Consider the following 22,823-nt stretch of genomic DNA (forward strand, 5'->3'; position numbering starts at 1 on the left):
GGGCCTCAGATGAACAAGCTGCGTATTGGCGACCACATCGTTTTGCTGCTCGGTGTCTTCTTCATGGTGTTCCCGGTGGTGCTGGCGTTCATCACATCGACCCATGATGCGGTCACGGTCTACCGGGAAGGGCTTCAGTTCGGCTTTGGCGACCAGGGCTTGAAGGCCTATGAGACGGTTCTGACCAAGGCTGGCGGCTTCACCAAGGAAGTCAACGGTCTCGTGATGCTGAAGAACTCGCTCATTCTCGGGTTCGGCTTTGCCATCGGCAAGATCGTGATCTCGATGGCGGCGGCCTACGCCATTGTCTACTTCCGCTTTCCCATGGCTTCGCTGTGCTTCTGGGTGATCTTCTGCACGCTGCTGCTGCCGTTGGAAGTGCGCATCCTGCCGTCCTACGAGATTGTCCAGCGCCTCGGAATGGTCAACACCTACGCCGGATTGATCGTGCCCCTGATCGCCTCGGCGACCGGCACTTTCTTTTTCCGTCAGTTTTTCATGTCAGTTCCCGATGAGCTTCTGGAAGCTGCCCGCATCGACGGCGCCGGTCCCTGGAAGTTCTTCATCGATATCCTGGTTCCGCTGTCGAAGACGATGATCGCGGCGATCTTCATCATCATGTTTGTCTACGGATGGAATCAGTACCTGTGGCCGACGCTGATCACCACCGACGAAGGGTTCTTCACCCTGGTGCGTGGCATCAAGCAGATCCTGCAGGTTTGGGTAGGCGCGCAGATCCCGGATTACGATCAGGCCATGGCGATGGCCATACTTGCCATGATCCCGCCGGTTCTGATCGTCGTCATCTTCCAAAGCTGGTTTATCAAAGGGCTCGTCGAGAGCGATAAGTAAGGAAATCCAATGTCTAATATTACTCTCGATCAAGTCCGCAAGGTTTACGCGGGCAATGTGGAGGCCGTGAAGGGCGTCTCCATTGATATCGCAGATGGTGAGTTCATCGTACTTGTCGGCCCCTCCGGCTGTGGCAAGTCCACCTTGCTGCGGATGATCGCCGGTCTGGAGGATATCTCCTCCGGTGAAATCAGCATTGGCGACCGCGTCGTCAACAAGGTTGATCCTGCCGACCGCGACATTGCCATGGTGTTCCAGAACTATGCGCTGTACCCGCATATGAGCGTCTACAAAAATCTGGCTTATGGCCTGACCAACCGGGGCATGCCGAAATCCGAGATCGACCGTAGGGTCAAGGAAGCCGCAGATATTCTCGAGATCGGCGATTACCTCGATCGCAAGCCGCGTGCCTTGTCTGGCGGTCAGCGCCAACGTGTGGCCATGGGTCGAGCCATCGTTCGCGAACCGGCCGCCTTCCTGTTTGATGAGCCCCTGTCCAACCTGGATGCCAAGTTGCGCGTGCAAATGCGCGTGGAGATCAAGCGTCTGCAGAAGGAGCTAGGCACCACCAGCGTCTATGTCACCCACGATCAGCTGGAGGCGATGACCTTGGCGGACCGCCTAGTTGTGCTGAACGGTGGCAACATCGAGCAAATCGGTGCGCCAATCGCAGTCTATGACAAGCCGGCATCGACATTCGTCGCCAGTTTTATAGGCTCCCCGGCCATGAACCTGATCGAGACTGTGTCCGATGCAGGAGGTTTGAAGGCAAAGGCAGGCACCGGACTTCAGGGGGGAAACCCTGGCGGGCTTCAGGCTTGTACGGTCGGCATTCGTCCGGAGCACTTGCAGGTGGTCGAGGCCGGTACGCCGGTTGGCGATGGCCTGACTCTGACGGTCAAGGTCAATGTGCTGGAGCCGGTTGGCGCGGAAAGCTACATCTACGGCACCATTGATGGCGGTGGGGCGCCGGTTGTCATTCGGATCGAGAGCCATCAGACCTACGACATCAACGCCATTCTGACCCTGCATGCAGCAGCCAAGGATGTGCACTACTTCGACGCCGAGACCGGCCGTCGTATCGAAAGCTGAGCTCACTCCCAGACGAGATGAAGGCCGCCACATGTTGGCGGCTTTCTGCGTTCAAGCGAGTGCCGGATTTCACCTCAATTTTTTAAGGCGAAGCATGGCAACAGCGGCAACCGTTGGACCTATCGCCATCAAGGCAAACACCAGCGGCCAGCCGAGCGCATTCGCCAGAACCGGCGTTACCTGCACAGTGCCAAACGTAAGGGCGAAACCAAGCGCTGTCTGGAAAGTCATCAGAGACCCTGCCTGATCGGCCGGTGCGAAGTCTGCCACCAGTGCCGAGTATTGAGCAGAATCCGGTAGGATCGCCGCCCCCCAGATCAGCGCGCAGAGGGCGAACAGCCACGGCGAACCGCCGAAACTGGCTGCTGTCGCCAGCGCTGCCGTGCCACTGATGACGACGGCGCCAAGTGCAATGTTCTCCTTGCCTACCCGGTCAGCCCAAAATCCGCAGAGAATCGACGTCACGCCGCCGGCAGCGATGGCACCAAAGGCCAGAAGTCGGGCGGAATACAAAGCGCTGGCTTCATCGAGGCTGAGGGCAAACGTCTGCGCTGCTGCAAGACCGATCCATGCCCACATGGCGTAGAGTTCCCACATGTGGCCAAGGTAGCCGGCATAGGCCAGTCGAATTTTCCGGTTGGTCCAGACCTGCAGGATCGTCCGGGGCGAAAACATCGGAGCCCTGCTGTGATAGGGCCCAAGTTGCGCGACCAGGCAGAGCAGGCCGCCCAGCCCTGCCGCCAGCGACGCTGCCTGCACACTCCAGCGCCAATCGGTGCCGCCATTTAGGGCCAGCAGGTGCGGCGCGGCTGATCCGAAGGTCAGCGCACCGACCAATGTCCCGACCAGCAGCCCTCGGTCGGCCTTGCCCCAGCCGACGGCGATTTTCATGCCGACCGGATAGACACCCGCCAACATGGCGCCCGTGATCAGGCGCGACACGATAGACAGGTTGCCGCCTGGCTCCAGCACCAGCAGGGCACCGTTGGCAAGGGCGGCTACAACCGCACAAGTGGAGAACACCCGCCGGGGATCGAACCTGTCGGCGACCCCGAACCAGGAGGAGGCGATTGCGCCGATGACGAAACCAATCTGCACTGCGCTGGCAAGCGCGGCTTGCCGCGTCGCGGAAATATCAAACTCCGTGATCAGATCCGGCAGAATTGCGGAGGACATGAACCACAGGCTCATCCCGGAGATTTCGGCCAGCATGAGCAAAAACAGCGAAGGCCATTTCCACGAAGCGGAGTGGGAGGAAGACGTCATTGCAATCCAAGTTCTTGTCTGAGTTTTTTTGTCAGCTTCCCGGCAATGATCTCATGCGCGGTGCGAATATAGGTTTTGATGTCGTCATTGCTGAGACTGCTGCCTCTGCGCACCTGAACCCATTTGGCCCGGGCCAGATAAGGTGCAGGTACAATACCGTCTTGCTCGGTCAGAATCTGGTAGCTGAGATCGGAACACTTGAAGTTGATGTATGGACCTTCTGGCGCTGCCTCGGCTGTGCTGCCCCAGTTGGAGCAGATGGCAAAGATTTTGCCGCCGACTTTCCACACGGAAGCGTTGCCCCACTGGATGACATGGGTTGTGGCCTTCAGGCTGGCGCAATAGGCATCGAAGTCGGCGCGGGTCATGTCGGGCTCCGTCAGGATTGTAGCGCAAGAGCCCGCTTTGGTTTCATGCAGGCGCGCGAACTCGGTCAGGATTGCCGCTAACCTTGTTTTCGCAAACCTGTGTGCCGTCAAGCCATAGCTTGAAACACGGGACGCCAAGCGCCATATTCGTTGGGAAACAGGGAAGAGCCTTCCCAAGCTCGGATGCCTCTTCAGGGTCCGGGCGACTAGGTCGCTTGAAACAAGGACTTGAACGATGACTCGCATGTCAGCGTTTTCCAGCCCGTTTATGCTCGGGTTCGATGACATTGAGCGTGTCCTGGACCGAGTGTCCAAGGCTGCAAATGATGGCTATCCGCCATATAATATTGAACGCCTGCCGAAGAACGATAACAAGGGGGATGTTATCCGCATCACCCTTGCGGTTGCGGGTTTCACCCGTGAACAACTGGACGTCTCCCTGGAAGAAAGCCAGCTCGTGATTCGCGGCCGGCAGGAAGACGACAAAACCCGCCATTATCTTCATCGCGGCATTGCTGCCCGCCAGTTCCAGCGCGCTTTTGTCCTGGCGGAAGGCATCGAAATATTGGGCGCTGATCTACGAGATGGGCTATTGTCCATAGATCTGGCGCGACCGGAGCCTGAAAAGGTCATCCGCAAGATAGAAATAACAGGCGGCGAATAACCCACCCCGCTGCCTTGGTCAGAAGACTGGAGATTTAATGACGCGCGATACCAACGGTCTCGCTACCCTGTCACGCGCTGAAATGCTCGAAGCCATGAGCGAGGATGTTCTCGCTGAACTTGGCGCCGGCACCATAGCCTACATTCGCAAGCTCAACCCGGAGGACATGGGAACCCTGTTCCCGGATATGCCGGATACCGCCCATGTCACGAGCCTCTGGGCGTTGTTGAATGCCGACGGCACGCCGATCGTGGTGGCCGACAGCCGCGAAGCGGCCCTGGCTAATGCGTTTGAGTACGAGTTGGAAATGGCCAGCGTGCACTGAGATGTGGCGCCTGATGCGCCGCGAGACGACAGACCAGACCGCCGGGTTTCGATAAGGAAGCCCGGCGGTTTTTTATTTTGATCATGTCCAGGTGTCGGCCCGGATATCAGGTCGGTCTCAAAGCTTCAGAGCTTGTCGACCGATGGAGATATTGGCGGGCTCGCCGGATTGGTCTTTGGTGCGCGCCAGGGCTGTGACTTGAACCAGGAGACCGTGTAGGCCACGGCAATCAGCAGGGCAAAGCCAACCAGGTTCGAGAGCATCTGCGAGATCCAGTCCGATCGGTCGCCGAGAAGATCCCTGAGAATGTTGATGGACTGTGCCACGACGAGACTGGCAAGGAACACGGCAAGCGATTGCTGGCCGACCTTCTGCACAACGCGAACGAAGCCTTGCCACAGCGCTGGCCCGTAGGAGAGATATTTGCCACTTGGACCGGCTGCGACCCAGGCCAGATAGGCCAGTGCCAGAAAATGGACGTAGCGCAGAATACCGAATTCCGACTTGATCCACAGCAGCTCGATAGTGGCCCGAACGTCCTGAAGCCATTCCGATGTGTTGAGCACCCGGAAGTAGGCAAACGGCACGGTACCGAGAACGATCAGAGCTGCCAGAACGATCAGCACCGGATGCACCGGCGGACGTGGCAGCCAGCCCCGCATGAAGGCAAATCCGGTAAAGAACACCAGCTGCCATGCAAAGGGGTTGAAGAACCATCGACGGTCCGACCAGGGTTCCGCGGGCAGATCGATCATCCGAAATGTCGCCAGTAGCCACAGGCCGATCATGAACACCGCCACGGCGCCCAGATGCAGGCGCGCCAGCGCCATCACCGCCGGAATCAGGGCGAGGATGACAATATACATCGGCAGAATATCAAAGTAATTCGGCACATAAGTCAGGGTTAGAAGCCCTGGAAGGGTCATCTCTGTTTTCGTGAAGAAATGCCAGAGATTCAGTCCGCCGACATAGTCGCGGTTGTTGCCGAGGGTTGTGAGAAGCCCGCTTTCATGCAGGCCAGCCAGCCCGGCGGCGATGGCCAGGAAAAGGGCGATATGCGACCAGTAGACCTGCCACATGCGGTGGGCAATGCGCGCCACTCCCATGCCAAGGCCGTGGGTGTCAAAGATCTTGCCGAAGGCAATGGCTGAGGCCATGCCGGAACAGAAGACGAAGATCTCCGTCGCGTCGGAAAAGCCGAAGCGAGCCGGAATCCAGAGCGCCCACCAGTTGGCGGGCAGATGAGCTACGAAGATGATGAACATGCCCAGGCCGCGGAAGAAGTCGAGGCGAGGGTCGCGTTTTTTCTGACGGGTTAGGGGCAGAGACGTGTGAGCGTTGGCGTTCAAAGTTGTCGGTCCTGGCGCATTCTGCGCAGAGAGGGAGGCTACCTAAGGTTTCCGCGCCCTCATGCCTGAGGGACGCGCAGGTCCTGATTTAGCATGATTTTCGCGGCGCTCCTCATCTTCTCTGCAGTGGCAAGTCGAGTTTCTGCGTATTGGTCCAGTCCACCGCGTTTTCTGCCTCTATCCTTCAAGATGACTTCTGCGGCATCGGCCAGACCAGCGCGCAGTGCGGCATCGATGGTCATTCGCTCAAACACATCGCGCTGGGCGTGTGATCCGCCGATCGTAGGCATGTCACTTCGAGCGCTCGAAAGAAGATGAAATGCAGAGCCGTAGTTGCCTTTCCGGAATTGCTCCAGCCCCAGAGCTGCGGAATGACCGGGGTGAGAGCTGACCCGCCCGACATCGCCGCTGTCGGCCTCGCGCCGCGCCATCGAGTTAAGCAGACGTTCTGCCCCCATGCGTCGGCCACCATTGAGCAGGGCGAGCAGGTAATGCAGATCGGCAAAGACGTTGCAGGCGTCTTCCGCCCGCTTGTCGGAGATCTGGGACAGCTCCTCCCAGCGATGCCCGATATTGACCCCTTCCAGCTCCAGCCGCGCCAGCAGTGAGGTGGCATTGGAAATGTCGCGGTAGTCGTCGGTGCGGTCGCGGCGGATTTCCTGATCATACAGCTGCAGTACCTTGTCGATGTTGCCCCGGTCCAGATGCATCAGGGCCAGATGCCACCAGACGTGATAGCCGAAGTTGTTGCAATGTTTCCAACTCTCCGGACGGCTTTCCAGCCAGCCGATGCCTTCCTCCGCCCGGCCGGTCATGTCATGGACATGGGCTACCGCATGCAGGCCCCAGGCATCGTCAGGGGAATGCTCCAGCCCGGCGCGACCGAGCTTTTCCGCCTGCCGGTAGTCGCCGCTTTCCTCCAGGGTGAAGGCCCGGCAGCCGAGGAAATAGCCATAGGACGGATGGCTGCTGTCGTAATGGTTGGCGACGCTGTCGACAGAGGCACGCATGCCGGCGGCATCGCCAAGCACAAAGCGAATGGCATGGACCAGTTTCATCAGGAAGCCATCTCGCGGGTGGTCCTGCAAGGCCTGGTCGAGACGGTTTGCCGACCGGGACGGCCAACCATCCAACCAGTCGGACAAGGCTCCTATGACAGCCTTTTCGCGCGTGGTTGCGCCAACCTCGGCTGCGGCTTTTTGAGCCAGTGCCAGGCAATCACGGGCCGTATCATTCAACTCCTTGCGTCCAAGCAGCAGACAAAACAAGCCACGGGCGGCATGGCCGAGGACGAAGCGCGGGTCTGTGGTCAGCGCCACTTCCAGATGAACCGGCGTTTCGCGGCCATGAGCCAAAAATGCAGAGACTGCCTCGTCCCAGGCGCTCACGGCGTTCGGAGTGTTGATTGTCAGGTCGTAGCCGAACTGATCGCAATGGCGCATTGCAAGCCTCCATCAGGGGTCTGGTGCCTGCGGCGCGGGGAGGGCGGCACAAACGGGCTTCAGCGAAGAGTGTGAAAGTTCGTCATTCATGCTGACGCGTCCCCCGGTTGAACTGCAACACACAAAATGGTGTTTCGCCTGTGTCTGCAGCACCTCTCGTTTCTGCAGAAACGAGAGGTGCTTCCGCTTGTTACCATAGCTGCCGCGGTCAACTGGCAGCTCACGGCGAACGGCATGGGAAGAAGTTTCGCACAATCAGAATGCGACATCTCCGGGGGGCGCAGTTGTCCATTGTTCTACGGGCTCTCGCCGCGCTGCCAAGCGTTGCGATGCTTGGCCGCAGCGCCGGGGGCAGGGTGTGGGAGCACAGGTGCTGGTTCACCTGTTGACGTCCGCCATCTCCTTTCCGCTTATCGCCCGGGGTGGGGACGTCGGCCTGCGGGTCAATAGGTTCTTTTTTCCCTTCGGTGTCGCAGTAGCGCTCGGGGCTTTGATGCTCGAAATTGGTATGCAATTTGGCGGCGGGTGTGCATCCGGTACCCAGCGCACAGGTTGTTGATTGCAGTGTGAGGCCGTGGGTCACACTTCGTCCGTCCCTGAAGCCTACTGTCGTTCCAGTCTGACCTTTACGCCTGACAATTGGAGTCCGAGCCTTGCCTGATCTGCCGAATGCGCGAGCCTTTGCTGCCATCGGCTGCCGGTATTGCCCGCAAGCGGATGCTTCTTGCCGTTGCAGTACACCTGGCGATTGCCGCGCTCGCAGCGTTTTCGCCCCTTACATGGACCAAGGTGGAGCGAATCTGGAGGCGCTGGCGACCAAATTGGATGGCGTTTTTGCCGCGATTGCAGATCGGGTTCTGGACGCTGGATGGCAGCCAAAACAATAAGCAGACCCTGCGACAATTTCGACCGGATTGCCGATTTACGGACACCAAAAATCGCGCTAGGCTCTTTCTGTTATCAACAACTCGAAAGGAGGTGTGCCCATGTCTAATGAGATACCGAAGTTGGCCCTGATGTCTGGGTGGAAGACGGTGACGGTGGAGCAACCTCTGGCGTCGTAGCCTTTTACCGGGGATTTTTCCGGATCGATGGGTCAACCGGACTCATGGGAAGGCCGCTCGCGCGGCCTTCTTTGCGTTCAGGGGTGGGTATCAGGTTGCGCTCAGGCTCAGATCAGACCGACAGCCTTGCGCACATCGTCGTCGCGCAACGAGCAGTCGTTGCCCGCATAGGCGTCTCCGGCCGGACCCGCCAGCCAGGCAAGCGCTTCGCCAACCCAGCTGGCTGGAATGTGTACCGACGGGTCAAGCTGACTGACCGGGTTGATGCCGGATGCCTTGATCGACACCTGCATTTCAGTCGCCACCGTGCCTGGGCTCAGGCCCATCACGCGGATGCCCTGATCCGCCAGTTCTACATGGGCGCATTTCGTCAGAGAAAGAACAGCCGCCTTCGAGGCGCAATAGTGGCTCCAGCCTTCCAGCGCACCAGTGGCAGCGCCTGAGGAAATGTTGATGATCGTGCCAGCCCCCGTCTCGCGCATCAGCGGGATGGAGCATTTGATCACGTGAACCACGCCCATCACGTTGATGTCCATCACCTGGGCCCAGTCTGCCGGATTGGCATCCTCTAGGCGGGCGATAGGCTCGATGATCCCGGCATTGTTGACCACGATATCCAGGCCACCGAAGGCTTCTCGGGTTTTGGCAAAGGCGGCCTCGACGGCAGCAAAATTGGCGACATCGCAAGTAACGGCCAGAGCCTTGCCGCCGTTTGCCCGGATCTCCTCGGCAATGCTGGAAATGTCGCCCTCGCTGCGGGCGGCCAGCACGACATTGGCGCCATAACCGGCGAAAATACGGGCAGCAGCCTCGCCGATCCCACGGCTCGCTCCGGTGATGAAAACGGTCTTGTTGGAAAAATCTGGCATGGCTGTGTTCCCCTGATTGCTTTGGTGCTGTGACACCCTTTTCCCTTGTTTAGGGATTGGCTGATGTTCGTGCCAGTCCCCGCCCCAAGGAAAAGATCGTCAGAGCTGGCAAAAATGCGACATTCCCCACAAAGCGGAACGTCTGGGGACAGGACATCTTGCACTTTGGAAAGCTTTTGCCATTCTGGCGCGATGGAAAAAGCGACGAACTCTCTGCGCAAGCGTCTTCATGGTCTCTATTACGGCAATTCGCGGACTGCGCAATTTTGGCGTTATGGCCTGCTCATCTTCGATATTGCGACGATCGTCTATTTCATCATCTCTTCCTTGCTTGAGCCTGATGCTCATAACCACACAATTGATCTCGTGGTCGCAGGCCTTCTGTCTCTCGACTATGTTGCCCGGATCTTCGCTGCGGCCCGCCCACTTAAGGAGGTTCTGACATTCTCCAGTCTCATGGATGTCGTCGTTATCGCCTCGTTGATTGCAACGATACTGGCGGAAAACCTCGGCTTCCTGCGGGTGGTGCGCATGCTCAGGCTGCTGCGCTCCTATCACTTGCTGAGAGAGCTGCGGAATGCCTCCAAATGGTTCCGGACGAACGAAGAGATCATCCAGTCGGCGATCAACCTTGTGGTCTTCATTTTCGTTGTGACCGCACTGGTGTTTGTGGTCGAGGACGACCAGAATCCAGATATCAATTCTTATCTCGATGCGCTGTATTTTACCGTCGCCACACTGACCACAACAGGCTTCGGCGATATAACCATGACGGATACCGTCGGTCGGCTGATGACTGTGGTGATCATGATCTTCGGCGTGGCGCTCTTCTTGCGGCTGGTCCAGACTATCTTTCGGCCGACAAAAGTGATTCTGCCCTGCCCGGATTGCGGCCTGAACCGGCATGATCCGGATGCGGTGCACTGCAAGCATTGCGGGCTTCTGCTGAACATCCCGACGGAAGGGGAGTGGAGCTGACACGCCGATTTGATCGCCTGCACGGAGCGATCTGCCGTTTTTCCGTCATCGGCAAGGATGAAACCAGATAGCATTCAGGCAGCACGTGTCGGTGGGGGCACCAGGACAATAAGGATTTTCGATGTCAGTCGCTCACCCTATCCATCCGTCTGGACTTGCAGGTTCTTTCTCTGCGGTCTTTCTCGGAATCGTGGCGTGTCTGGGCATGGCAACGGCGACAAGGGCCGACCCGGATTGCGGTGGTGAGGTCGCCTGTCAGGTGGATGGACCAATGTCCGGCGGGCGCGACAGTGGCACTTACTATGTCTACCTGCCGGACGATGTGAGGCCTCAACAGCCGGTTGGCGCGATCTTTTTTCTTCACGGCCATCGTGGCAAGGCGCTGAATGAGATCCGAAACGGATCCTTCCGCAAGCTGGCAGATGTTCTGGGCGTAGCCTTTGTCGCTGTGGACGGGCTTCAGGGCAGCTGGTCATTCCCGACGTCGCCTCGGGACTTGCGCGATGAGCCAGCTTTCTTTGATGCAGTGATAGAGGACCTTACGACGCGGTTTCCCGTCGATCGTGACAAGCTGATGCTGTCGGGGTTTTCGTCGGGAGCCTTCATGACCTGGTACCTGGCCTGCGATGACTCGCAACGCTTTGCCGGATATGCGCCAATTGCCGGCGCGTTCTGGGAGCCTTTGCCAGAGGCTTGCCCAACATCAACGCCCTACCTGTATCATGTGCATGGCACCTCGGACAAAGTCGTTCCGCTGGCGGGACGGACGCTGGGGGGAGGGCAATACCAGCAAGGCGACGTCTATGAGAGCTTTGAGGTTTGGCTGCGCGCTGCTGGCCTGACGCTGGAAGATGGCAAGACAATCACTCAGGGTGCCTTGAACTGCACAACCTGGAGGCCCGAGGAAGGCGCGCTGGAACTCTGCCTTCACTCCGGTGGGCACAGCGTGCGGGCGCAGTGGTTGAAGCGCGCCTGGGTGCGCCTGGGGATGGAGCGGGGCTGGATTGTTCCGCAAACGGTTGGCGTCACAACGAGCTGCACAAAGGCCGCGGATGCCGCAAGGGACGCTGGCGCTGCAAATGCGGGAAACAAGCTGAAACAGGCCCCCTATGCGTGCTGAGGGAGACCTCCTCTGACAAATTGGTGAGCGGACAAGCATCAACTGTGACGGGGAGCCGCTTGACCCGCTTTCGCGAAAAGGCTTCGTTGACCCAAAGTGAATGGTCGGCGTCCCATCCCTGGCGCTGCATGGTCCAGCCAGAGTGAGTTTGTGTCTCTTGTCCACTTCTTCACACACCGACACGGCAAAAACGCCCGGTCCATTGAGTGGTCTTGTCGTGCTTGATCTGTCGCGCATTCTCGCCGGGCCAACTTGCACGCAGATCCTCGGCGATCTGGGCGCGGAAGTGCTCAAGGTCGAGCGTCCGGGCAAGGGAGACGACACCCGCGGCTGGGGACCGCCCTTCCTCAAGGATGAAGCTGGAAAGTCCACGGCGGAAAGCGCCTATTACCTTTCGTCAAACCGCAACAAGTCCTCTGTGGCTGTTGATCTGGCGGCTCCCGAGGGACAGAGCCTGCTGCGCCAGTTGGCAGCGAAAGCCGACATTCTGGTCGAAAACTTCAAGGTTGGCGATCTGAAACGCCGGGGTCTCGACTATGAGAGCCTGAAGTCGCTCAATCCGCGTTTGATCTACTGCTCGATTTCCGGCTTCGGTCAAACCGGGCCTTATGCCCATCGCGCCGGCTATGATTTTCTGATTCAAGGCATGGGCGGGATCATGTCGCTGACCGGCATGCCGGATGACGAGGGCGGCACGCCGGTAAAGGCCGGGGTCGGCATCGCCGATGTGATGTGCGGCATGTACGCCACCACAGGGATTCTCGCGGCGTTGAACGAGCGGCATGCCTCGGGCGAAGGCCAGTATATCGACATTGCTCTGCTCGATTCTCAGGTGTCCTGGCTGATCAATCAGGGGGTGGGCTATCTGGTATCAGGCGATGTGCCAGGCCGTCTGGGCAACGGTCATCCGACCATTGTGCCTTATGAAACGTTTCCCGCCAGCGATGGAGATTTCATACTCGCCGTCGGCAATGACAGCCAGTTCGCCAAATTCTGCGTCTGTGCGGGTTGTGAACTATTGGCGGAAGATCCGCGCTTTCAGACCAATGCGGATCGGGTGCGCAATCGTAAGGCACTGATCCCTCTGCTGCGGCAGATCACGATCACCCGCACGTCGGATGATTGGATCACGTCTCTGGAGGCTGTCGGCGTCCCCTGCGGTCCCGTCAAGGATCTGGCCCAGGTCTTCGCCGATCCGCAGGTGCGTGCCCGGCAGATGCAGATCTCCATGCCCCATCCAGATAGCGGTACCGTTGACCTGATCGGCTCGCCGCTGAACCTGTCCCGAACACCGGTCAGCTACCGTCACGCGCCGCCCAGGCTGGGCGAGCAGACGGAAGACGTGCTGAGCCGGTATCTCGGGCTAAGCCAATCTGAATTGAATGACTTGCAGGAGGCGGGCGTCATTGGACGCGGTCCAGTTTCGACGGAGACACCCCAATGATCGGGCAGAAGCTTACCCAAACCGGTGCGGATGTAATTGCCGCAAAACTGGCCGACGCTGGCTTTCGCCATGTCTTTGGTATGCCCGGCGGTGAAGTGTTGGCGCTGCTCGAGGCGCTTACGGAGGCCGGGCTGAATTTCACCCTCAGCAAGCATGAAAATGCGGGTGGCTTCATGGGGGAGGGCGCCTGGCATGCAACGGGCGCGCCCAGCGTGCTGTTGGCAACGCTCGGGCCGGGTGTCGCCAACGCGGTCAATGTCGTGGCAAATGCCTATCAGGATCGGGTTCCGATGATCTTCCTGACCGGCTGCGTCGATGCCGCAGAGTCGGAGAGCTACACCCATCAGGTGTTTGATCATCAGGCCCTGCTGCGCCCCGTCGTCAAGGCGTCCTTCTCTGCCCGGCCGGGGGCGTTGTCGACCATGATGGACAAGGCGCTGGCCATCGCGCTGGAAGGCCAGCCTGGGCCAGTGCACATCGATGTTCCGATTACTGTTGCGGAAGGTCAAACTCCGGAAGCGCCGGTTCTGCGGGGGAGCGAGGCCTATCGGCCCGCCCAATTTACGGCAGAAGAGGCGGCTCTCGCGCAGGCGCAGGAGATGTTTGCCAAGGCAGAGCGGCCTATCGTTCTGGCTGGAGTGGATGCGGTGAACGAAGGAGCGGGTCCGGCCCTGACAGCGTTTTGCCAAGGCTTTCAGATCCCGCTGATTACCACCTACAAGGGCAAGGGATTGTTGGACGAGAGCGATCCTCTTGCGCTGGGCGGAGCGGGTCTGTCGCCGAAAGCCGATGCGCACTTGCTGCCGCTGCTGGCGCAAAGCGACTGCATACTGTTGTGCGGTTATGACCCCATCGAAATGCGCATCAACTGGCGCAATCCCTGGCCCGCAGAGGCCCCCGTCATTGAAATTACGCCGGTCTTGCGAACTCACGGCATGCATGAGGTCGCTCTGTCCCTACGCTCTGCCGTGGCGCCCGCGTTGGAGAACCTGACCTCAAGTCGGGACGCACAAAGCCCTTCCTGGGCCTGTGGCAGCTGGCAGGCAACGAAAGTCCGGCTGAACGCGGAATTTCGGGCTGAAGACACTGGCTGGGGCCCGGCGACGGTGTTTCACACCCTGCGTCAATGCCTTCCTGCAGAAACAGTGGCAACTGCCGACAGTGGTGCCCACCGCATCCTGTTGAGCCAGATCTGGCTCTGTCCGGCGCCGCGCACGCTCCTGCAATCATCGGCTCTGTGCACCATGGCCTGCTCCCTGCCGTTGGCGATAGGGCACCGCCATGCCGATCCGCAGGCTGCACCGGTTATTGCCTTCATTGGGGACGCCGGATTGGAAATGTGCCTTGGAGAGCTCTCCACGCTGCGTGATCTCGGCATTCCGGTGATCGTCTGCGTCTTGGTCGACCGGTCGCTCTCGCTGATCGAGCTGAAGCAGCGTTCATCAGGCAGAAAGAATGTCGGTGTGGACTTTCCCGAAACGGATTTCCCTGCGGTGGCGCGAGCCTATGGTGGACATGGGATTTGGGTGGAGAATACGGTCGCATTGACAGCGGAGGCGGATGCCGCGCTGAAACGTCCAGGCTTCACGCTGCTTGCTTGCCGGATTCCCGAGCGGGCCTACGATGGACGCTTCTAGCTCTATCGGCGACTTGGCCTGAGAGTTGCCAATGGTTTTTAAAACGGGTCAGGGGTGCCGTCAATTCCTGTGGCGCCCGAGAGAATCACTGCGTTTGATTGCCCATTGTCAGGCGTGAGTAGGGCCGCGGCAACTGCCGTTCAGGGTAAATTATACGCAAGTATAAATTGTCATAATCAAGTAAAAATTCCAATTAATATATGCTGTAATGACACTGCGTTTGTGTGCAGACGATAGCGTAATTATGCGTAATTTTGACAATATAATAATATTAATAACGAGTATTACTTGTCGTCTAAACGTTAGATTCAAGATTGTCTGGCGAAATTTCTTTTATATTATTTGATCAACTTAAGTAATTTAATTAGATTTGGAGTATTTTTTAGGCATCGTTTCCTTGTTGATTAGCAATTATTGTTTATCGATATCTACGCTTCGTGCACTCATTAACTAATATTTAACCTTACTAACGGTTCATCCTTACTTAAGGGATGCAATGTATTCGTTTCGCAACTCATGTTGTGGGGTGAGTTAGAAAGTATTTGCAGTATGAACACTGATAATATTGCTGATGAAGGCTCTGTATTCAGCCTTCCGGAACAGTGCGATCTTGCAGCCGCAGCGCTGGTTCATTCCACTTTGGTGGAGTTGTTGAGCGGGCCGGTTCTGGAGATTGACGCTGGCCGCGTCGAACGTTGCAGCACGTCCGTCGCACAGATCCTGCTCGCGGCCTCCAAGGAGGTCGATGATCAGGGAGGGAAGATGAATGTGCGGAACATGACACCGGCATTTCTCAAGTGTTTCGAGGACCTTGGCCTCGCACAGAACGTGAAGATCTGGGAGTAGAGTAAAAATGGCCAAACGTGCACTGACAGTGGATGACAGCAAGACCATGCGCGACATGGTCGCCTTCACCTTGAAAGGCGCTGGGTTCGACGTTCTGGAAGCGGAAGACGGCGTTCACGCGCTCTCCGTTTTGAAAGGGCAAACGGTGGATGTCGTGATCACCGACATCAACATGCCGAACATGGACGGCGTCTCTTTGGTCAAGGAGTTGCGTGCCAAACCGGAATTCAAGTCGACCCCGATCCTGATCCTGACGACCGAAGGCGGGGATGACAAGAAGGCAAGCGGCCGGGCGGCAGGCGCCACTGGCTGGATCGTCAAACCGTTCGCACCTGACAAGCTTTTGTCGGTGGTGAACAAAGTCTGTCCCTGATCCTCACGACGCGGCCTCGCGGCCGCGTTTTGGGGGGGCGAAACGGAGTTGGCGGGGAAGTGGCATGAGGGACATGTCGCCGAGCCCCGCCGTATGGACTCAATTACCGAGGGTGGGCGAACATGAGCAGCGATGGCTCTTCGGGATCGGAATTTGACCGATTTCGCGTAACCTTTTTCGAGGAATGCAACGAGATCCTCGCGGACCTTGAAGTCCATCTGACCCAGCTCCAGTCGGAGGCTCTGGATGTGGAAGGCTTGAATGCTGTCTTCCGCGCGGCGCACTCCATCAAGGCGGGCGCCGGCGCTTTCGGTTTCACCCGTCTCGTCACCTTCACCCATTCCTTTGAAGCGCTGCTCGACAAGCTCCGCGATGGCGTTCTGGAACAGACGCCGCAGATCTCCGACATTCTGATAAGGGGCGGGGACAATCTTGCCGAACTCGTAGCCGCTGCTCAGGAAGAAAGAGAGCTTCCCGAAGACTTCGCAGCCGCGACACTGGCGGATATCCAGGACATTCTTCAGGAAGGTGAAGTTGCCACTGATGCCTCCCCTGAGGCTTCGGTTACAGACGCCGCACCGGATACGGCGACTGGCTCAGGTTCGGCAACCTGGCAGGTCGTTGTGACGCCCGGTCAGGATCTCTTCAAGAATGCGACAGAACCGCTGCTCTTGATCCGGGAACTGGCCGGTCTTGGGGAACTTTCCACTGAATGCAATGCCGGAAACTTGCCCAGCCTGCGCAGGATGGACCCTGAGCTGTCCTATCTCTCGTGGACCTTCACTCTGGTGTCAGACTGCACGAAGGCAGACATTGAAGAGGTTTTCGAATTTGTTGACGACACATGCCTGATCGAGATCACACAGAGCTCTCAGGCCGCTAACCCCGATGCACAGAGTCCTGCACCCGATACCCAGCCCGCAGCGACACCAGAACCGGCCACTGCTGAGCCAGTGGCAACGCCGCAGACTGTTGCTGCCGCAAAACCTACCGGTCCCGGCGCTGCGACATCGCAGTCGAAACCACCCCAGGCCTCCTCCATTCGCGTCGATCTCAACCGCATCGACCGGCTGGTCAATACGGTGGGGGAACTGGTGATCACCCAGGCCATGCTGTCGGAGGAAATGGCCGAGCTGGCGGAACACACCGGTCGGCAACATATCGCCGGCCAGGAACAGCTCGCCGCCCTGACGCGGGAGTTGCAGGAATGCGTAATGGCTATCCGCATGCAGCCGGTCAAATCCGTTTTCGCCCGCATGCCCCGTCTGGTGCGCGACCTGTCCGGAAAACTCGGCAAGAAGATCAACCTGCGCATGGCTGGCGAGCATACGGAAGTCGACAAGACCATTATCGAGGAGCTTGCCGATCCGCTCACCCATATGATCCGCAACTCGATTGATCACGGCATGGAAATGCCGGCCGATCGTGTGGCTGCGGGCAAATCGGAAGAAGGCACCATTGACCTGTCGGCGGCTCATGTTGGTGGCAACATCGTCATCAGCGTGATGGACGACGGCGCGGGCATCAACCGCGAGCGTGTACTGGGCAAGGCCATTGAAAAGGGCATTGTCGCGCCGGACGCGCACTTGAGCGAACACGAGATTGACGAGCTGATCTTCGCACCGGGCTTTTCAACCGCCGATTCAGTCACCGACATTTCTGGCCGGGGCGTCGGCATGGACGTTGTGCGGCGAAATATCATGGGCATTGGCGGACGCATTCAGGTGACATCGACACCCGGTCGCGGCACGCGCTTCAACTTGTTGATCCCGCTGACGCTTGCCGTTCTCGATGGAATGATCGTCGCAGTAGGCGACCAGCGCTATATTTTGCCGATCACCAGCATCGTCGAAAGCTTCCGGCCAGAACGCGAGCAGTTGCGCTTTCTCGACGACCGTACCCAGGTCGTCTCGATCCGCGGTGAATTCATCCGCATCGTCAAGCTGTGTGACCTCTTCAACATCAACAAGGCTGTTCGCGATCCGGCCAGCGGTCTGGTGGTTCTCGTCGAGGTTGCCGGGGGCGGCAAGGTGGGGATCACGGTGGACGAGCTGATCGGCCAGCAGCAGATCGTCATCAAGAGTCTGAACGACAATTTCGATCCGGTCGAAGGCATTTCGGGCGCGACCATTCTCGGCAACGGCAAGGTCGCCCTGATCCTGGACATTGAGCAACTTGCTGCCATGCGCGCCAGCAACGGCGGACGTCACTTTGCCGGGGAGCTCGGTGTGCTGCCTGGCGGTGCCATCGTGGCAGCAGAATAGATTTGAGGAGAGCTGAGATCATGCAGACCGATATGCTTCCAGCCAACGGCGGAGCCCCCGCAGGCTTCGGAATGCCGGCTGATGCCAATCAGGTGGAGGCTTCACCAGAGACTTGCCAGTTCATCAGTTTCACGCTCGGCAAGGATGAATATGCCATCGACATCATGGCGGTGCGCGAGATCAAGGGTTGGACCCATACCACCCCCTTGCCCAATCAGTCGCCGCATGTCCTCGGGGTTTTGAACCTGCGTGGCGCAATCGTTCCGATCCTCGATCTGCGCAGCCGCTTCGGCCAGGGGCTGACGGAGACCACCCCGATGCACGTGGTGATCATCGTCAATGTCGGAGAGCGGACCTTCGGAATTCTGGTGGATGCGGTGTCCGACATTCTCACGGTCGAGCCGAAAGAGATCAAGCCAGTGCCGGAAAACGACAAAACCGGCAGCGAGGCCTACCTGAACGGCATCATCAATGCCGATCACGGCATGGTCGTCGTTCTGTCTTTGAAAGAACTGTTCAACTGAAACCGGCGGCCGTTGGGCCGGACCGATTTGACCCACACTACGGGGTTAGGAGAGAGCCATGAAGTCGAGTGATTCCAGGAATGCTGCGAGCTCGGAAAAACGAGGCAGCATGTCGATCAGAAAGAAAGTCAATCTCACCGCATGTCTGTTGATCGTGACCATGCTGGTGATCGGGGTTCTGTCCTTTGTCAATTACCGGAGCATTGACCGTTCGCTCAATCAGCTTTCCTCTGCGGCCGAGCTTGAGGGCGAAGTCGCCAAGCTCGAACAGGAGTTCCTGGTTCTCAGAGGTGACGGTCTGGCCAAATTGCTTCGGGACCGGCTCGACACGGAAAATCATATCGCTGAAGAGGTGGACGCACTGGCTGTCGAACTTCAGCGTCTGGCAGCAACCGACCAGCTTGGTCTGGAGGCTTCTTTCAAGAAGATCGAAACCGATCTGCACGAATTTGCCGTGGCCTACAAGGAGACTTACGAGCTGAAGGCGCGGCGGTTCGAGTTGAACGACGGGCAATTTGCCCCGTTGCAAGCAAGCATTGCCGAGCAGGTTAACCTGACGGTGGAAGCCGCCAACCGATCCGGTGACAAGACACTTCAGGCCCAGGCCAATAACCTGCGCAATCACTTTTCGGTTGGTGACAAGATTGCCTCCGGAGCCATCGCCAGCGGCGATGAGCAAGCCACGAATGCCGCCAAAGAAGCCTTTGCCAAGGGCGAAGTCATGCTGTCGACCATGTCGGCCAGCAGCAACATCCTGGTCAAGTCGCGCGCAACCCGCCTGTCCGGACAGCTCAGTTCCATGGCAGCCATGAGCGGTGATCTAGCTGGCCTGAAGGGCGCATTTGAAAACCAGCTGACAACCGTTCTGCCGGCAATCACTGGTGTCATTGAGGCGGATCTGCTGGCCCTCGTGGAAACTGTTCTGGAAGAGACCCGCACCACGGCGGCTCAGGCTCACTCTGCCAGTTTCCTGGCGTTCATGGTCAATCTGGTCGCCAGCGTATTTGCTCTGCTCCTTGCTGTCGGCTTCGCCTGGCTTGTCGGTCGCAGCCTGGCCACGCCGTTGATCCGGTTGACCGAGGTGACCAAGCGCGTCGCAGGTGGCGAGCTGGATGCCGAGGTTCCCTATCTGGATCGATCCGACGAGTTGGGAGATCTGGCTGATGAAATCGACGGCTTCCGCCAGACGGCACTCGGCGCGGAAGAACAGTTGGTCGAGAACACGCGGATCAAGGTAGCTCTCGACAATTGTACGACCAATGTGATGGTCGCCGGTACCGACGGTCACATCGCCTACATGAACAAGTCAGTCGAGGCGATGCTGAAGAATGCCGAGAAGGACCTGCGCAGCGAGTTCTCCGGTTTTGACGCCAGCAAACTCATCGGCACCAACATCGACATCTTCCACAAGAACCCGGCGCACCAGCGCTCCATGCTGGAACGTCTGAATGCCACCTTCCAAACCGAGATTTCGGTTGGCGGGCGCGAGTTCGGCCTGGTCGCCAACCCGGTTCTGGATTCCCGTGGCAATCGGCTCGGGTCGGTGGTCGAATGGTCCGATCTGACGGAAGAAAAGCGGGTAGAGCGCGAAATAGCGGATCTGGTTACGGCAGCCGTTGCCGGAAACCTTCGGGCGCAGCTCCCGCTGGAAGGCAAGAAGGACTTCGTCCTACGCCTCAGCGAAGCCATCAACAACCTCTGCTCGATGACGGCCTCCGCCTTGGATGACGTCAACGAGAAGCTGCTGAAACTGTCACAGGGCGATCTGACGGTACGGGTCACGGCTTCTTATGAGGGGATGTTCGAGGAGCTGAAGAACAATCTGAACGACACAGCTGACCGCCTGTCGGAAATTGTGACGGAGGTGGCCAATGGTGCTGCGGAAGTCAGCAATGCATCGGCGGAAATCACCTCAGGCACCACGGATCTGTCACAGCGGACCGAACAGCAGGCTTCCAGCCTGGAGGAAACCTCAGCCTCCATGGAGGAAATGGCTGCGACCATTCGCCAGAATGCGGAAAACGCTCAGCAGGCCGATCAGCTGGTGGCCAGTGCCAATCAGGTGGCGACCCGTGGCGGCGAAGTGGTGACCAAAGCGGTCAGCGCCATGAGCCGGATCGAATCGTCGTCCCAGAAGATCTCCGACATCATCGGGGTCATCGACGAAATTGCCTTCCAGACCAATCTTCTGGCCTTGAACGCAGCGGTCGAGGCCGCCCGCGCCGGAGACGCCGGCAAAGGCTTTGCGGTGGTTGCCTCCGAGGTCCGCTCGTTGGCCCAGAGGTCTTCCGAGGCTGCGAAGGACATCAAGGAACTCATCGTCGAAAGCGGCGGTCAGGTCACAGACGGGGTGAGCCTGGTCAACAACACCGGCGAGACGCTGGATGAGATCGTCAACTCCGTGAAAAAGGTGGCGGACATCGTCTCCGAGATCGCTGCAGCGAGCCGCGAACAGTCGACCGGTGTTGAGGAAATCAACAAGGCGGTCAGTCAGATGGACGAAATGACCCAGCAGAACTCGTCGCTGGTTGAAGAAAACGCCGCCGCCTGCCGGATGCTGCAGAGCCAGGCACAGAACATGACCCGCCGCATGGCCTTCTTCCAGACCTCGGGAACTCAGGTCGCAGCGCGGTCGAAACCACAAGCCGAAATGGAAGTCGCCGGCGGCAAGCTTGCAGCAGTCGGAGCGGGCGGTGGCTCACGCGGAGGCGGACGCTACGCGGCCCCCGCATCGAGCGGTGCGCTCGCACTTCAACAGAACCTCGCGACGGCAATCCACGAGGATGACGACTGGAAAGAATTCTAGAAACCAAGGATCGCTGGCAGGAACAGGCTCCCACGCGGGAGCCTGTTCGGTCGACGAAAAGTATTGAGTGACACGAGATGCTGGCATCGACGGAAAATGATCGCGAACGCGAGTTCCGGTTCAGGAAACAAGAGTTCGACTATCTGGCTGATCTGATCAGAAGGAACACCGGTATTGTGCTCGCGGACCACAAACAGGACATGGTCTATTCCCGCCTTGTGCGTCGCCTGCGCGAGTTGAAACTCGACAGTTTCGAAGCCTATTGCAGCCGGCTGGAGAGCACGGAGGGGGGAGATGAGCTTGGAAAGCTGATCAATGCGATCACGACTAACCTGACCCGGTTCTTTCGCGAGTCCCATCATTTCGAACATCTTGCCAAGACCACCCAGGAAAGCTTGTCGCGGGCAGGACCAAGAAGCCGTTTCCGGATTTGGTCGGCAGGCTGTTCGTCGGGTGAGGAACCTTATTCGATTGCCATGACGGTCAGTGAGCATTGCCACAGTCTGCGCGGCCATGATTTCCGTATTCTTGCCAGCGACCTGGACAGCGACATGGTCAGTCGTGGCGCCAGCGGGCGTTATCCGGTGAAGGAAACGGACGGGCTTTCCAAGGCACAGATTGCCAAATGGGGCAACCGCTCGAAAGAGGCCCCATACTTCACCATGAAATCCGAGCTGAAGGATCTGATCGTCTTCAAGCAGCTCAACCTGCTCGGGCCCTGGCCGATGACCGGCACCTTTAATGCCATCTTCTGCCGAAACGTCATGATCTATTTTGATGGGCCGACGAAAAGCCGGCTTCTGTCCCGGTTTCACGAAGCGTTGGGGCCGGGGGGCTGGCTCTATATCGGACATTCGGAGACCATTCTCGAAGAGCGCAATCTCTTCGAGCCGATGGGCCGTACGATCTACAGGAAAATCTCATGATGATGACCGTAGCTCGCCCGATCGCAGAGGCGCGCGCCCCTGAACCGAAACTGGAAGACGTTGATCTTGCCAATCGGGTGCGCGTGCTGCCCGGAGAGACCCGCAGTGTGGTCCATGAGGATTATATCCTCATGACCGTTCTGGGGTCCTGTGTCTCCGCCTGCATCCGCGATCCACGCACTGGTTTTGGCGGCATGAACCACTTCATGTTGCCGGAAAGCGAGACGGGTGAGTGGAACGGCGAAGAGGCTGCCTTGCGCTATGGAAACTACGCCATGGAAGCGCTGATCAATGAAATCCTGAAGACCGGATGCCGCCGGGAGGATCTTGAGATCAAGGTCTTTGGTGGCGCCAACCTCGGTTTCCACAATGCCAGCGTTGGTGAGAAGAACTCCGACTTCGTTCTCGGCTATCTGGAAGCCGAAGGACTGCATCTGACGGCGTTTGATCTGGGCGGAAACCATGGCCGACGGTTGTTTTACAAGCCGTCCACCGGGGTGGTGCGGCAATTCTACATTCGCACAGATCAGCACCGGAAAGTCGCCCGCCAGGAGCGCGACTACGCCAAGGCACTGGTCAGCAATGCGCCGTCCGGCAGCGTCGAGCTTTTCTAA

At 58.5% G+C, this 22,823-nt stretch carries 21 protein-coding genes; 16 read left to right on the forward strand and 5 right to left on the reverse strand.

The features are described 5' to 3' along the window. Window positions 1-9: 9 nt before the first annotated feature. Window positions 10-852, forward strand: a complete 843-nt coding sequence (ugpE, locus tag J0X15_RS14905; protein ID WP_206942346.1) for a sn-glycerol-3-phosphate ABC transporter permease UgpE — start codon at window positions 10-12, stop codon at window positions 850-852. 9 nt (window positions 853-861) lie between these two features. After that, entirely contained in the window at window positions 862-1,944 is a 1,083-nt protein-coding gene (locus J0X15_RS14910; protein WP_206942347.1) for a sn-glycerol-3-phosphate import ATP-binding protein UgpC, read from the forward strand. A 69-nt stretch (window positions 1,945-2,013) separates the two neighbouring features. On the opposite strand, the gene J0X15_RS14915 is transcribed toward J0X15_RS14910, so the two are convergent. Then, window positions 2,014-3,210 carry an MFS transporter gene (locus tag J0X15_RS14915; RefSeq protein ID WP_206942348.1) on the reverse strand — a complete coding sequence of 399 codons (1,197 nt, stop codon included), beginning with the start codon at window positions 3,208-3,210 and terminating at the stop codon, window positions 2,014-2,016. Further along, window positions 3,207-3,578, reverse strand: a complete 372-nt coding sequence (locus J0X15_RS14920; protein ID WP_206942349.1) for an MmcQ/YjbR family DNA-binding protein — start codon at window positions 3,576-3,578, stop codon at window positions 3,207-3,209. The genes J0X15_RS14915 and J0X15_RS14920 overlap by 4 nt, the downstream gene beginning before the upstream one ends. 235 nt (window positions 3,579-3,813) lie before the next feature. On the opposite strand from J0X15_RS14920, the gene J0X15_RS14925 reads away from it, so the two are divergent. Further along, complete coding sequence (locus J0X15_RS14925) at window positions 3,814-4,242, forward strand: Hsp20 family protein (RefSeq protein WP_206942350.1); 429 nt, start codon at window positions 3,814-3,816, stop codon at window positions 4,240-4,242. Between the two features lie 37 nt (window positions 4,243-4,279). Next, a complete protein-coding gene (locus J0X15_RS14930; RefSeq protein WP_231710430.1) occupies window positions 4,280-4,567 on the forward strand; it encodes a BQ00720 family protein in 288 nt (95 codons plus the stop codon). A 125-nt stretch (window positions 4,568-4,692) separates the two neighbouring features. On the opposite strand, the gene J0X15_RS14935 is transcribed toward J0X15_RS14930, so the two are convergent. Continuing rightward, window positions 4,693-5,916, reverse strand: coding sequence for an OpgC family protein (locus tag J0X15_RS14935; RefSeq protein WP_231710431.1), 1,224 nt, complete (start codon window positions 5,914-5,916; stop codon window positions 4,693-4,695). Between the two features lie 59 nt (window positions 5,917-5,975). After that, window positions 5,976-7,358, reverse strand: a complete 1,383-nt coding sequence (locus J0X15_RS14940; protein WP_206942351.1) for a tetratricopeptide repeat protein — start codon at window positions 7,356-7,358, stop codon at window positions 5,976-5,978. A 199-nt stretch (window positions 7,359-7,557) separates the two neighbouring features. Here J0X15_RS14940 and J0X15_RS20300 point away from each other — a divergent pair, with 199 nt between their 5' ends. Continuing rightward, window positions 7,558-7,917 (forward strand): YeeE/YedE thiosulfate transporter family protein, encoded by a 360-nt coding sequence (locus J0X15_RS20300; protein ID WP_206942455.1) that lies wholly within the window; start codon window positions 7,558-7,560, stop codon window positions 7,915-7,917. A gap of 612 nt (window positions 7,918-8,529) precedes the next feature. Here the strand turns inward: J0X15_RS20300 and J0X15_RS14950 are convergent. Then, a complete protein-coding gene (locus J0X15_RS14950) occupies window positions 8,530-9,291 on the reverse strand; it encodes an SDR family oxidoreductase (protein WP_206942353.1) in 762 nt (253 codons plus the stop codon). Between the two features lie 165 nt (window positions 9,292-9,456). On the opposite strand from J0X15_RS14950, the gene J0X15_RS14955 reads away from it, so the two are divergent. The 11 genes from J0X15_RS14955 (at window position 9,457) to J0X15_RS15005 (ending at window position 22,823) form a co-directional block, all read left to right on the forward strand. Continuing rightward, on the forward strand, window positions 9,457-10,269 hold the full coding sequence (locus J0X15_RS14955) for an ion transporter (RefSeq protein WP_408015347.1): 813 nt from the start codon (window positions 9,457-9,459) through the stop codon (window positions 10,267-10,269). Between the two features lie 121 nt (window positions 10,270-10,390). Further along, complete coding sequence (locus J0X15_RS14960; RefSeq protein ID WP_209015360.1) at window positions 10,391-11,389, forward strand: alpha/beta hydrolase family esterase; 999 nt, start codon at window positions 10,391-10,393, stop codon at window positions 11,387-11,389. Between the two features lie 157 nt (window positions 11,390-11,546). Further along, window positions 11,547-12,833 (forward strand): CaiB/BaiF CoA transferase family protein, encoded by a 1,287-nt coding sequence (locus tag J0X15_RS14965; RefSeq protein WP_231710432.1) that lies wholly within the window; start codon window positions 11,547-11,549, stop codon window positions 12,831-12,833. Further along, entirely contained in the window at window positions 12,830-14,470 is a 1,641-nt protein-coding gene (locus J0X15_RS14970; protein WP_206942356.1) for a thiamine pyrophosphate-binding protein, read from the forward strand. The genes J0X15_RS14965 and J0X15_RS14970 overlap by 4 nt, the downstream gene beginning before the upstream one ends. A gap of 549 nt (window positions 14,471-15,019) precedes the next feature. Further along, window positions 15,020-15,316, forward strand: a complete 297-nt coding sequence (locus J0X15_RS14975) for an STAS domain-containing protein (protein WP_206942357.1) — start codon at window positions 15,020-15,022, stop codon at window positions 15,314-15,316. Between the two features lie 7 nt (window positions 15,317-15,323). Continuing rightward, the gene (locus tag J0X15_RS14980) at window positions 15,324-15,689 is read left to right on the forward strand and encodes a response regulator (RefSeq protein WP_206942358.1); all 366 of its coding nucleotides are present in this window, start codon (window positions 15,324-15,326) and stop codon (window positions 15,687-15,689) included. A 122-nt stretch (window positions 15,690-15,811) separates the two neighbouring features. Continuing rightward, the gene (locus J0X15_RS14985; RefSeq protein WP_206942359.1) at window positions 15,812-17,953 is read left to right on the forward strand and encodes a chemotaxis protein CheA; all 2,142 of its coding nucleotides are present in this window, start codon (window positions 15,812-15,814) and stop codon (window positions 17,951-17,953) included. A 20-nt stretch (window positions 17,954-17,973) separates the two neighbouring features. After that, entirely contained in the window at window positions 17,974-18,477 is a 504-nt protein-coding gene (locus J0X15_RS14990) for a chemotaxis protein CheW (protein ID WP_206942360.1), read from the forward strand. A gap of 109 nt (window positions 18,478-18,586) precedes the next feature. Next, the gene (locus J0X15_RS14995; protein WP_206942361.1) at window positions 18,587-21,283 is read left to right on the forward strand and encodes a methyl-accepting chemotaxis protein; all 2,697 of its coding nucleotides are present in this window, start codon (window positions 18,587-18,589) and stop codon (window positions 21,281-21,283) included. Between the two features lie 77 nt (window positions 21,284-21,360). Beyond that, the gene (locus J0X15_RS15000; protein ID WP_206942362.1) at window positions 21,361-22,209 is read left to right on the forward strand and encodes a CheR family methyltransferase; all 849 of its coding nucleotides are present in this window, start codon (window positions 21,361-21,363) and stop codon (window positions 22,207-22,209) included. Then, window positions 22,206-22,823 carry a chemoreceptor glutamine deamidase CheD gene (locus J0X15_RS15005; RefSeq protein WP_206942363.1) on the forward strand — a complete coding sequence of 206 codons (618 nt, stop codon included), beginning with the start codon at window positions 22,206-22,208 and terminating at the stop codon, window positions 22,821-22,823. The genes J0X15_RS15000 and J0X15_RS15005 overlap by 4 nt, the downstream gene beginning before the upstream one ends.

The organism is Roseibium limicola, from assembly GCF_017313085.1.
In the GTDB taxonomy this organism is placed as follows: Bacteria; Pseudomonadota; Alphaproteobacteria; order Rhizobiales; family Stappiaceae; genus Roseibium; species Roseibium limicola.

What these genes read in the sequence shown, in the direction of transcription:
- ugpE (WP_206942346.1), top strand. Translation starts at nt 10, where the DNA reads ATGAACAAGCTGCGTATTGGCGACCACATCGTTTTGCTGCTCGGTGTC.
- J0X15_RS14910 (WP_206942347.1), top strand. Translation starts at nt 862, where the DNA reads ATGTCTAATATTACTCTCGATCAAGTCCGCAAGGTTTACGCGGGCAAT.
- J0X15_RS14915 (WP_206942348.1), bottom strand. Translation starts at nt 3,210, where the DNA reads ATGACGTCTTCCTCCCACTCCGCTTCGTGGAAATGGCCTTCGCTGTTT.
- J0X15_RS14920 (WP_206942349.1), bottom strand. Translation starts at nt 3,578, where the DNA reads ATGACCCGCGCCGACTTCGATGCCTATTGCGCCAGCCTGAAGGCCACA.
- J0X15_RS14925 (WP_206942350.1), top strand. Translation starts at nt 3,814, where the DNA reads ATGACTCGCATGTCAGCGTTTTCCAGCCCGTTTATGCTCGGGTTCGAT.
- J0X15_RS14930 (WP_231710430.1), top strand. Translation starts at nt 4,280, where the DNA reads ATGACGCGCGATACCAACGGTCTCGCTACCCTGTCACGCGCTGAAATG.
- J0X15_RS14940 (WP_206942351.1), bottom strand. Translation starts at nt 7,358, where the DNA reads ATGCGCCATTGCGATCAGTTCGGCTACGACCTGACAATCAACACTCCG.
- J0X15_RS14950 (WP_206942353.1), bottom strand. Translation starts at nt 9,291, where the DNA reads ATGCCAGATTTTTCCAACAAGACCGTTTTCATCACCGGAGCGAGCCGT.
- J0X15_RS14960 (WP_209015360.1), top strand. Translation starts at nt 10,391, where the DNA reads ATGTCAGTCGCTCACCCTATCCATCCGTCTGGACTTGCAGGTTCTTTC.
- J0X15_RS14970 (WP_206942356.1), top strand. Translation starts at nt 12,830, where the DNA reads ATGATCGGGCAGAAGCTTACCCAAACCGGTGCGGATGTAATTGCCGCA.
- J0X15_RS14975 (WP_206942357.1), top strand. Translation starts at nt 15,020, where the DNA reads ATGAACACTGATAATATTGCTGATGAAGGCTCTGTATTCAGCCTTCCG.
- J0X15_RS14980 (WP_206942358.1), top strand. Translation starts at nt 15,324, where the DNA reads ATGGCCAAACGTGCACTGACAGTGGATGACAGCAAGACCATGCGCGAC.
- J0X15_RS14985 (WP_206942359.1), top strand. Translation starts at nt 15,812, where the DNA reads ATGAGCAGCGATGGCTCTTCGGGATCGGAATTTGACCGATTTCGCGTA.
- J0X15_RS14990 (WP_206942360.1), top strand. Translation starts at nt 17,974, where the DNA reads ATGCAGACCGATATGCTTCCAGCCAACGGCGGAGCCCCCGCAGGCTTC.
- J0X15_RS14995 (WP_206942361.1), top strand. Translation starts at nt 18,587, where the DNA reads ATGTCGATCAGAAAGAAAGTCAATCTCACCGCATGTCTGTTGATCGTG.
- J0X15_RS15000 (WP_206942362.1), top strand. Translation starts at nt 21,361, where the DNA reads ATGCTGGCATCGACGGAAAATGATCGCGAACGCGAGTTCCGGTTCAGG.
- J0X15_RS15005 (WP_206942363.1), top strand. Translation starts at nt 22,206, where the DNA reads ATGATGATGACCGTAGCTCGCCCGATCGCAGAGGCGCGCGCCCCTGAA.